Below are 10,485 nucleotides of genomic sequence, written 5' to 3' on the forward strand. Positions count from 1 at the left end.
TAAACGGGCTTCTTGACCACCGTTAGCCACTCTTTTATTGACAGCGTTGCGACTTAACATTAGAATATTAGTTGTGTCAATAATCAATTTACATCTAAAAATTTACTGATTTAGCAATCAAAAATTTTGATGATGCGGAGGTGGAATCATGGGTATTCCTGAAATAATCCTCGCAATCATCGCTATCGTTGTGGGTGCTGTCATCGGATACTTTGTCCATAAGTCAATTGTTGAACGCAATTTGGACGCAGCACACGAAACAGCACAAGGCATTTTAGCTGATGCGAAAAAGCAGGCTGAGACTGATACCAAAGAGGCTTTGCTTGAAGCCAAAGAGGAAGGTCATCGCTATCGGGCCGATGTTGAAAAGGATTTGAAGCGGCAACGCGGAGAAGTCCAAAAACAAGAGGATCGAGTTTTACAGCGAGAAGAAGCGCTTGATCGTAAAGATAACGCTTTTCAAAAGCGGGAAGATGTTTTAGAACGCAAAGAAAATAAGTTGAGTTCTGAACAGCAAAAACTAGCTAAATTACAACAGCAGGCGGACTCACTTGTTGAGAAACGGCAAGCAGCTGTTGAAGAAGCAGCTGCGCTTTCCAAAGAGGAAGCACAGTCCCTGATTATTAATGAAGCAAAGCAAGCGTTAAGTTCCGAACGCGCTAAGATGATTAAGGAATCCAATGAAAAGGCCGCTAAAGAAGCGGACTCGAAAGCAAAGGAATTAATCGTTCAAGCGATTCAACGAAGTGGGGCCGACATGGTATCTGATACCACAGTGTCGGTTGTCACACTCCCTAATGATGACATGAAGGGTCGTATTATTGGTCGTGAAGGCCGAAACATCAGAACCCTAGAAACGCTTACGGGTATTGATCTGATTATTGATGATACTCCGGAAGCAGTTGTTTTAAGTGGGTTTGACCCAATTCGTCGAGAAGTTGCTAAGATCGCGTTGGAGAAACTCATTCAAGATGGTCGGATTCACCCAGCTCGGATTGAAGAGATGGTTGAAAAGGCTCGCAAAGAATTGGATGAGAAGATTCAAGATCTTGGAGAACAAACTGTATTTGACCTTGGTATTCATTCGATGCATCCAGCATTGATTAAGCTGGTTGGTCAGATGAATTACCGGATCTCGTATGGTCAAAATGTTTTAACGCATGCTATTGAAGTTGCTAAATTATCAGGAATTTTTGCCGCTGAGTTAGGTGAGGATGTCACGCTAGCAAAACGCGCAGGATTATTACACGACATTGGTAAAGCGGTTGAAAATGACGTTGAAGAGTCTCACGTTCAGATTGGAATCGATTTAGCTAAGAAGTACAAAGAAAGCCCGGTTGTCATTGACTCAATCGCAGCTCACGAGTCAACAGCAACGCCTCACTATGTGATTTCTGAAATAGTGTCAGCTGCTAATACGATCTCGGCTTCTAGACCAGGTGCACGAAGCGATTCACTTGAAAGCTATATTCACCGGTTAGAAAAGCTAGAAACGATTGCTGATGAATTTGACGGCGTTAAGAAGTCATTCGCCATTCAAGCAGGGCGCGAAGTTCGCGTAATCGTTAAACCAGAAAAAATTTCAGATTTGGACGCTGTTGCATTGGCTCACGATATTAAAGAAAAAATTGAGAGTGACATGGATTATCCTGGTCACGTCAAGGTTTCCGTTATTCGTGAAGTTCGGTCAGTAGCGTATGCTAAATAATTAATTTAGCACAAAAAATAAAAGTATCCTTAAGAGCTGGCAACGGTGCTTGAGGGTGCTTTTTTATATCGCTAATGTGTTAAACTAAAACGTGTTGCAACATACTAAAAATAGATTAGAGGATCAACATGCGGATATTATTTATCGGAGACGTTGTCGGTGATCGTGGCGTCCAAATGATTCAAACTTATTTACCTCAATTGAAACGTGATTTAAAGCCTCAAGCAACGATTGTGAACGGTGAAAATTCAACTCCTGTAGGTCGCGGGATCAGTCAAAAAATTTATAAACAGTTGTTGGCAAGTGGTGCCGATGTTGTCACCATGGGTAATCATACGTGGGATAATAAGGAAATTTACGATTTCATCGATGATACGACTAAGTTGGTCCGACCAGCTAACTTTCCAGGCGAAGACGTGCCAGGTCGCGGTTGGACGAAATTAAAAGTTAATCAGGCGACACTTGCTGTCATCAATTTGCAAGGTCGTGTATTTTTACCGCCGCTGGATGATCCATTTGCTGTTGCGGATAAGTTAGTGACTGAGATTAGAAAAGAAACACCAGTGATTTTTGTTGATTTTCACGGGGAAGTTACCAGTGAAAAAAGAGCAATTGCACTGTATTTAAAGGGGCGGGTTTCGGCCGTTGTCGGCACTCATACCCACGTGCAAACCAATGATGCGCAAGTGATCGATCATCAGACTGCGTTTATGAGTGACGCTGGCATGACAGGCCCATCTGCTGGAATTTTAGGCATGCAGCCAGCTAGTGTGATCTCACGGTTCCTTAATCAACGGCCAGCCAGATATGAAGTGGAGACTAGTGAACCCGGAATCATGTCTGGTTGCGTCATTGACATTAATGATGAAACTGGTCACGCAACTAAAATCAAATCAGTGTTAATTGATGATGATCATCCATATGATCGTTAATTTGTAGGAAATGAAGTAGAGGTGGAAAAATTGGCGAAACCGAATCAAACGCCGATGATGGTTCAGTATCAAAAAATTAAAGATCAGTACCCAGACGCTTTTTTATTTTACCGTTTGGGTGACTTTTACGAAATGTTTAACGATGACGCCATCAAAGGCGCTCAACTATTAGAATTAACGCTGACGACTCGTAATCACAGCTCTAAAAACCCAATCCCAATGTGTGGTGTGCCGCATCACGCTGTTCAAAACTACATTGATATTTTAGTGGATAAAGGCTATAAAGTAGCCATTTGTGAACAGATGGAAGACCCTAAACTAGCCAAGGGAATGGTTAAGCGAGAGGTGATTCAGTTAGTCACCCCAGGGACTCAGACCGATACGGGCGCTGGCAATGCGAAAGAAAACAACTATTTGACGGCACTTACTCAAATCAATCAGAAGTTTGGGTTTGCCTATGCTGACTTATCTACTGGTGAGTTAAAGGTAACTTCACTGGATAGTTTTGATTCGGTATTAAACGAAGTGATGAGTTTGCAAACCAAGGAAACCGTTGTGGATAAATCAGTTTCTGATGATGTTCTCGAGAAACTGACAACGGTTGGCATTCTGATTTCTCATCAGGACGAAGCTGAGGTGAAATCTGAACTCAGTTATTTGACACAGGGCGTGGAAGCAACGGAGCAGTTAACCGTCTTACAGCACCTGTTAACTTATATTGTCACCACCCAAAAGCGGAGTTTAGCACATTTACAGCGGGCAATTATTTACAAACCAACGTTCTTTTTGAAAATGGACCATTATTCTCAGCGAAATTTGGAGCTGATACAGAATATGCGTACCGGCAAAAAGAGCGGGACGCTGTTGTGGCTACTGGATGAAACTAAAACGGCCATGGGCGGTCGCCTGTTAAAGCAGTGGTTGGATCGGCCATTAGTGAAACGTAACGATATTTTAGCGCGTCAAAAAAAGGTTAGCGTGTTAGTCGACCAGTATTTTGAGCGAAATAGTTTGCAAGAAGAGCTGACACAGGTTTACGATTTGGAACGACTGGCTGGTCGAGTGGCTTTTGGCAGTGTAAATGGCCGTGATTTGATTCAATTGAAGTCATCTTTACAACAGATTCCCAAGCTTCAGCATATTTTAAATGAACTGCCGGAATCGGCGTTCAGTGATATCTATAAGCGCTTGGATCCAATCGATAATGTCACTGAAGCCATCGATTCAGCGATTGTGAATGAACCACCGCTATCTGTAACGGATGGCGGGGTCATCAAAGACGGCTATGACAAAACGTTGGATTCCTATCGTGAAGCCATGCATAATGGTAAGCAGTGGATGGCCGAACTTGAGGCCTCAGAACGTCAAATTACTGGGATCAATAACCTGAAAATTGGGTATAACCGGGTTTTTGGTTATTACATTGACGTGACGAAAGCTAACTTGAACAAGTTGCCAGAAGGTCGTTATGAACGTAAACAGACCTTAACTAATTCAGAGCGGTTTACCACGCCTGAATTGAAAGAAAAAGAACGGTTGATACTTGAAGCTGAAGAAAAGTCCACTGATTTAGAGTACAAGCTGTTTGTTAAGGTTCGCGAACTGGTTAAAGCAAATATTCAGCGAATTCAAAGCTTAGCGCATGCAGTTTCAGAGCTGGACGTGTTACAAAGCTTCGCTGATGTCAGTGAGAAATACAGGTTTGTAGCGCCGACGTTCACCCAGTCAGATCATGATTTGGAAATCGTTGAAGGACGGCACCCAGTAGTTGAAAAAGTGCTGGGTCGTCAAACCTATGTCCCTAATGATGTTAAGATGCCGGAAGAAACGTCTATTTTGCTTATTACCGGGCCTAATATGTCTGGTAAGAGTACTTATATGCGGCAATTGGCTTTAACGGTTATTCTGGCACAAATGGGCTGCTTTGTTCCGGCTAAGTCAGCTAAAATGCCTATTTTTGACCAAATTTTTACGCGAATTGGTGCTGCGGATGATCTGATTTCGGGTGAAAGTACTTTTATGGTGGAAATGAAGGAAGCCAACGAAGCACTTTCTCATGCAACCGCTAATTCACTGATTTTATTTGATGAAATTGGCCGAGGAACCGCGACCTATGATGGGATGGCCTTGGCTCAGGCAATTATTGAGTTTGTTCACGATCGGGTTCATGCTAAAACGCTATTTTCGACGCATTATCATGAACTAACGGTGTTAGATAAGAGTTTGACACATCTGAAAAACGTTCACGTTGGTGCTGTGGAAAAGAACGGTGAGCTAGTTTTCTTACATCAAATGCAAGATGGCCCAGCTGACAAATCATATGGGATCCACGTTGCCAAGTTAGCGGGGTTGCCAAATTCATTGCTGAAACGGGCAGACACGATTCTGACTCACTTAGAAAAAACTCAGGATCAACATAGTACAGTTCAAGTCACTACTGAAGATCGAACGGTTGAACCTGAGCCGCAGCCAACGGAACCTGCTCCACAAACTAGTGATGAAGAAGCGGATACCCAACTGTCCTTGTTTGGTGAACCGGAGCAAAAGATATCTAAGGCTGATAAAGTAGCTTCCCAGGTTAAATCACTGAATTTGATGGGAATGACACCAATGGATGTGATGAACCAGGTTTATAAATGGCAACAGCAGTTAGAGCAGTCCAAGAAAAAACGGTAATGAGGTGATAAAATGGCAGCAATCCATGAACTTCCGGCGGTATTGGCAAACCAAATATCAGCTGGCGAAGTCATTGAACGGCCTGCTTCAGTCGTGAAAGAGTTGGTAGAAAATGCGATTGATGCCGGCAGTCATGAAATCGACATTATAGTCGATGAGGCTGGACTGAAATCAATCGAAGTGATTGATGACGGTAGCGGTATCGATGCTGATCAGCTGGAACTGGCTTTTCACCGGCACGCTACTAGTAAGATAGTTGACCGCAAAGACTTATTTAAAGTGCATTCCTTAGGTTTCCGTGGTGAGGCGCTGCCAAGTATTGCTTCTATCGCGGATGTGGAAATGGTGACGTCCACTGGTGGTGAGGGTCAAGCCATTCACATTTCTGGTGGCAAAGTGATTTCTCAAAAGCCGGCAGAAGCGCGTCGCGGAACAGATATTATCGTTAAAGATTTGTTTTATAACGTACCAGCACGGTTGAAGTACATGAAGTCGCTGAATACGGAACTTTCTAAAATTGTTGATATCGTTAATCGACTAGCTTTAGGCCATCCTCAGATTCAAATTTCATTGACTCACAATAATCGTGAGTTACTGAGAACAGCTGGCCGGGGAGATTTGCGGCAGGTGATTGGCAGTATTTACGGGATGAACAAAGCCGAAAAGATGCTTTTAATTGAAAATGCGGATGCTGATTTTAAAATTAGTGGCTATGTTTCACTGCCCGAGCTGACGCGAGCAAGCCGTAATTATATGACGATTCTACTTAATGGCCGATACATTAAAAATTATCAGCTAACAAAAGCAATTGTCGAGGGCTATGGCTCTAAATTAATGGTTGGTCGCTATCCGGTGGCTGTTTTGAACCTTGAAATGGATCCATTGCTAGTGGACGTGAATGTTCATCCGACTAAGCAGGAGGTTCGAATCAGTAAGGAACCTCAATTAGTCGACATGATTACTGCTGCCATTCGAGCAAAGCTCAGTGAGCAAAATTTGATACCAGATGGGCTGACTAATTTGCGGCGGGGACATGTGGACCCTAATCGAGTGGCACAAGACTTAGAAGCAGTTTCGACCACACATGATGTTCAGACAATGAGCCCGGCCACTACTCAGTCAGTCAGACCTCATGAAGAGCAGCTAAGCGTGGGTGACGATGAAGCAGCTAGTGATGAAGAAACTATTGATAATAAAGCGCTGTTTGCACAGAAACCCTCTGATGGCACCTCGCATCCAATTGTGATCCATTCGACAGCCGAACTGAATTCTCCTGAAGTATCAGCGTTTGAGCAGAAGTATCAACAGCCTCAGACACCGTTCAACGAACCGGTAGCAGGTAATAGGCCAACAACCAAGCAAAAACCTGAGGAAACCGAATTATTAAATCAGCAGGACCGTTTTCCTAACTTGATTTACATCGGTCAATTTCACGGAACTTATCTGCTTGCACAATCGGATGAGGGGCTTTATATTCTTGATCAGCACGCTGCTCAGGAACGAGTCAATTATGAGTACTACCGTCAAGCCATAGGTGAAGTCAGCGATGATCAGCAACGGTTACTGGTGCCAATCGTACTTGATTACAGTACAAGTGACATGTTGAAAATTACTGATAAACTGGATACGTTAGCTTCAGTGGGGCTGCATTTAGAACAATTTGGTCCTAACAGTTTTATACTGCGTCAGCATCCAACCTGGTTTAAGGCGGGTCAGGAAGCTGATACAGTTAAAGAAATGGTTGACTGGGTGTTACGGGATGGACACCTAACTGTAGCGCAGTTTCGAGAAAAGACGGCTATTATGATGAGCTGTAAGCGGGCCATCAAGGCTAATCATCATTTGGACGATCAGCAAGCTAAGGCACTGATTGAACATTTGAAGACGGCGGAGAATCCGTTTAACTGTCCACATGGCCGTCCAGTACTGATTCACTTTACGGACACCGACATGGAAAAAATGTTCAAGCGAATTCAAGAATCGCATCATTCGTTGCGGTCAGAAGCATAGAAATCATTTAAAAAGGAGGCTGATTTAGCCTCCTTTTGGGTTGTCTGAACCACAGTGTTTAAAATTTGTCAGGTTATTTACAAAAACTCGTGCTTACTGCTACAGGATTTGGTAGAATTAGACTGTTAAAATGAATTCGGAAAGGGGATTCTCATGGAAGAATCACAGTTAATCGGCATTATTAACCGACTTAAAGCAATGCAGGAAGATGCCGGCGATGAACCACAGCCTCGTCGTTTTGAAAAAGAGGGCGTTGAGATGGCGCAAGTTATCTATCACCCGGAGACACAAACATATAGTTTGGATGAGTATCAAGCCAAGGAACATTTTGAGTTTGATAACATTGATTTGATTGCGATTGAATTGTTTGAATTACTTACTGATAATTAAAACAAAAACTATGGGGAACCATAGTTTTTGTTTTTGTAAGGTGATTAATACGCTTGTGATCAAGCTAGAGCTATCATTTTAAGTTTGAAGTTTTTTCAAAGTAATTTGGATAAGATTGCTATTTTATGGAGATTCGATATAATGGCATTTGTTAAGTTTAACCTGGAGGCACGATGTTATGTCGGATTTTGTGAAACGGACAACTGCTAAGCTTAATACCGTTTTTGGGTTCTTTATCCTAGTAGTTGTTTTATTTTGTATCAAGACGTATATCGCGTATCAGACGGAGTTTAGTTTAGGGGTTAAGGGTGGCGTGCAACAGTTTTTGCTCGCTGTGAACCCGATTCCAGCTGCACTGTTACTGTTTGGTATTGCATTATACTTTCGTGGACGTTTAGTCTACTGGCTAATGATTTTAATTGATCTGATTCAGACTTCCTGGATCTTTGCTAACATTCTTTACTACCGTGAATTCTCTGATTTTATGACGTTTAGCGTTATTAAGGGATCTGGTAATGTTCAAAACAACTTAGGAAAGAGTGTCGGGCAGATTATTCATCCGACAGATTTCTTCGTGTATCTGGATGTTATTTTGCTGATTGCTTTATTAATGACGCACGTTATCCGCGTTGATAGTCGGCCGTTTAAGCGCCGGTATGCGTTAACGGTATCCGTTTTAGCTTTTTCGCTGATGGGTGCTGAATATGGCATGGCAAATGCGGACCGGTCTGGGTTGCTTACCAGAACGTTTGATAATAATTACTTGGTTAAGTATCTTGGATTGAATGAGTACGCTGCGTTTAGTGTGTATCAGACGCAAAAACAAAGTTCAACGCGAGCACATGCCAACGCTGGGGATCTTCAAAGTGTGAAGAATTATTTAAAGCACAACCGTGTTGGGGATAATCCAGCTTATTTTGGTACTGAAAAGGGTAAAAACGTCATTATCATTCATTTGGAAAGTTTTCAGCAATTCTTGATTAATTACAAGGTGGATGGTAAGGAAGTCACGCCTAACCTGAATAAGTTTTATAAGAATCAGAACACGTTGAGTTACGACAATTTTTATAATCAAGTGGCACAGGGGAAAACTTCTGATGCGGAAATGATGCTTGAAAACTCATTGTTTGGGTTACCGCAAGGGTCTGCTATGACTGAATACGGGACTCAGAATACGTTTCAAGCGGCACCGGCTATGCTAGGTCAAAAGGGCTATACTTCTGCAGCATTCCATGGGGATGTCCCTAGTTTCTGGAATCGGGACAATACTTATAAGTCATGGGGCTATGATTACTTCTTTAGCTCACAGTACTATAAGGAAAAGTCTGATTATACAGTTGGCTATGGCCTGAAAGATAAGATCTTTTTCCGCGACTCTGCAAAATACCTGCAGCAATTACCACAGCCGTTTTATGCTAAGCTGATTACGCTAACCAATCACTATCCATATGAACTTGATAAGCAAAATACTGATTTCCCCGCAACTAAAACGGGTGATAAGACGGTGGATCCTTACGTTCAGACTGCACATTATTTGGATGAGGCTTTTGGTGAGTTTTTAACTTATATGAAGCAATCTGGTTTATATAAAAACAGTATGATTGTTTTGTATGGGGATCATTATGGCATTTCAAATAACCATCGGGCTGCTATTGCACAATTGCTTGGTAAGAAGAAGGTTACGAGTTACGATTTGGCACAGTTCCAAAAAGTCCCTCTGATGATTCATGCGGATGGATTGAAGGGTGGTATTCAACACACGTATGGTGGGGAAATCGATGTCTTGCCAACATTGATGGACTTACTTGGCGTGAAGGATAATAATACCATTCAATTCGGTAACGATTTACTGGCGAAGAATCGCAGTCAAACCGTTGCGTTCAGGAATGGTGATTTTGTGACGCCACAGTTTGTCAAACAGGGTAGTACTGTTTACGATACGAAGACGGGGGCTGTTATTAAGCCTAATGCGACTCAAAAGAAGACTCTAGCACGTGAGCAAAACCACGTTACGTCAGAGTTATCGCTATCTGATCGGGTCATTCAAGGTGATTTGCTGAGGTTCTATCAATTAAAGGACTTTAAGTCGGTTGATAAGACTAAGTTTAATTACAAATACACTAATGGCATTCAGCAATTAAAAGATGCTCAAAAATCAGAACCAACGAGTTTAATGGCTAAAAACCATGGGAAGGCCACCGCTGACTACAAGACGGATGCGCCCGAACTTAAATAATGATCGTTTAGAAGAGTGGTGTTTAAATGCATCATTCTTTTTTATTTCAAAAAAAGTAAAATACTTCTTGACCGAGATTACATATCTTGGTAATATTATATTCGTTGTTAAAAAGCAGATACGCAAGTAGGTCGAATAATTATACAGTTATTCTCAATGAGAAGATGAACGTATAGGAGTTGCGATTTATTGGCATAGTATGTTTTATCAAGTCAATTGATATTTATTCAAATTAATGATTGACTTATATCACAACGATTGTTATACTAATTAAGTTCTGTTGTTTCTGCAGATGTTTGCAGAGATTGATATCATTGCATTTGAGAACATAACTTAGCGCCAAACAATTTAAATATATTGCTTGACATAAATTAACTCAGATGATATGATTTAAAAGTTGACTGATTAAATATTCATCAGTCGTTCAGAACAATGTAGACCTTTGAAAACTGAACAAAGTTTTGTTTCACAAATGTGCAGGGTATATCAATTTCGGTTGATATCAAATGTAATTTGCGAAGTCAATTTCGCTA

The 10,485-nt window shown here is 41.8% G+C and carries 6 protein-coding genes; all 6 read left to right on the forward strand.

Annotated features, from left to right (window positions below):
- Nucleotides 1–148: 148 nt before the first annotated feature.
- The 6 genes from rny (at nucleotide 149) to CES82_RS11560 (ending at nucleotide 9,952) form a co-directional block, all read left to right on the forward strand.
- Entirely contained in the window at nucleotides 149–1,708 is a 1,560-nt protein-coding gene (gene rny, locus CES82_RS11535) for a ribonuclease Y (RefSeq protein ID WP_098826401.1), read from the forward strand.
- Between the two features lie 128 nt (nucleotides 1,709–1,836).
- Nucleotides 1,837–2,640 (forward strand): TIGR00282 family metallophosphoesterase, encoded by an 804-nt coding sequence (locus CES82_RS11540; protein ID WP_098826403.1) that lies wholly within the window; start codon nucleotides 1,837–1,839, stop codon nucleotides 2,638–2,640.
- Between the two features lie 30 nt (nucleotides 2,641–2,670).
- Nucleotides 2,671–5,316, forward strand: a complete 2,646-nt coding sequence (mutS, locus tag CES82_RS11545) for a DNA mismatch repair protein MutS (protein WP_439959066.1) — start codon at nucleotides 2,671–2,673, stop codon at nucleotides 5,314–5,316.
- Nucleotides 5,317–5,328: 12 nt separating this feature from the next.
- Entirely contained in the window at nucleotides 5,329–7,326 is a 1,998-nt protein-coding gene (gene mutL / locus CES82_RS11550; RefSeq protein WP_098826405.1) for a DNA mismatch repair endonuclease MutL, read from the forward strand.
- Nucleotides 7,327–7,479: 153 nt separating this feature from the next.
- Nucleotides 7,480–7,716: a YkuJ family protein gene (locus tag CES82_RS11555; RefSeq protein WP_098826407.1), complete on the forward strand. Its 237-nt coding sequence runs from the start codon at nucleotides 7,480–7,482 to the stop codon at nucleotides 7,714–7,716.
- Nucleotides 7,717–7,894: 178 nt separating this feature from the next.
- Nucleotides 7,895–9,952, forward strand: a complete 2,058-nt coding sequence (locus CES82_RS11560; protein ID WP_098826408.1) for an LTA synthase family protein — start codon at nucleotides 7,895–7,897, stop codon at nucleotides 9,950–9,952.
- Nucleotides 9,953–10,485: the final 533 nt, after the last annotated feature.

It is taken from the genome of Secundilactobacillus silagincola (genome assembly GCF_002583405.1).
Classification (GTDB): Bacteria; Bacillota; Bacilli; order Lactobacillales; family Lactobacillaceae; genus Secundilactobacillus; species Secundilactobacillus silagincola.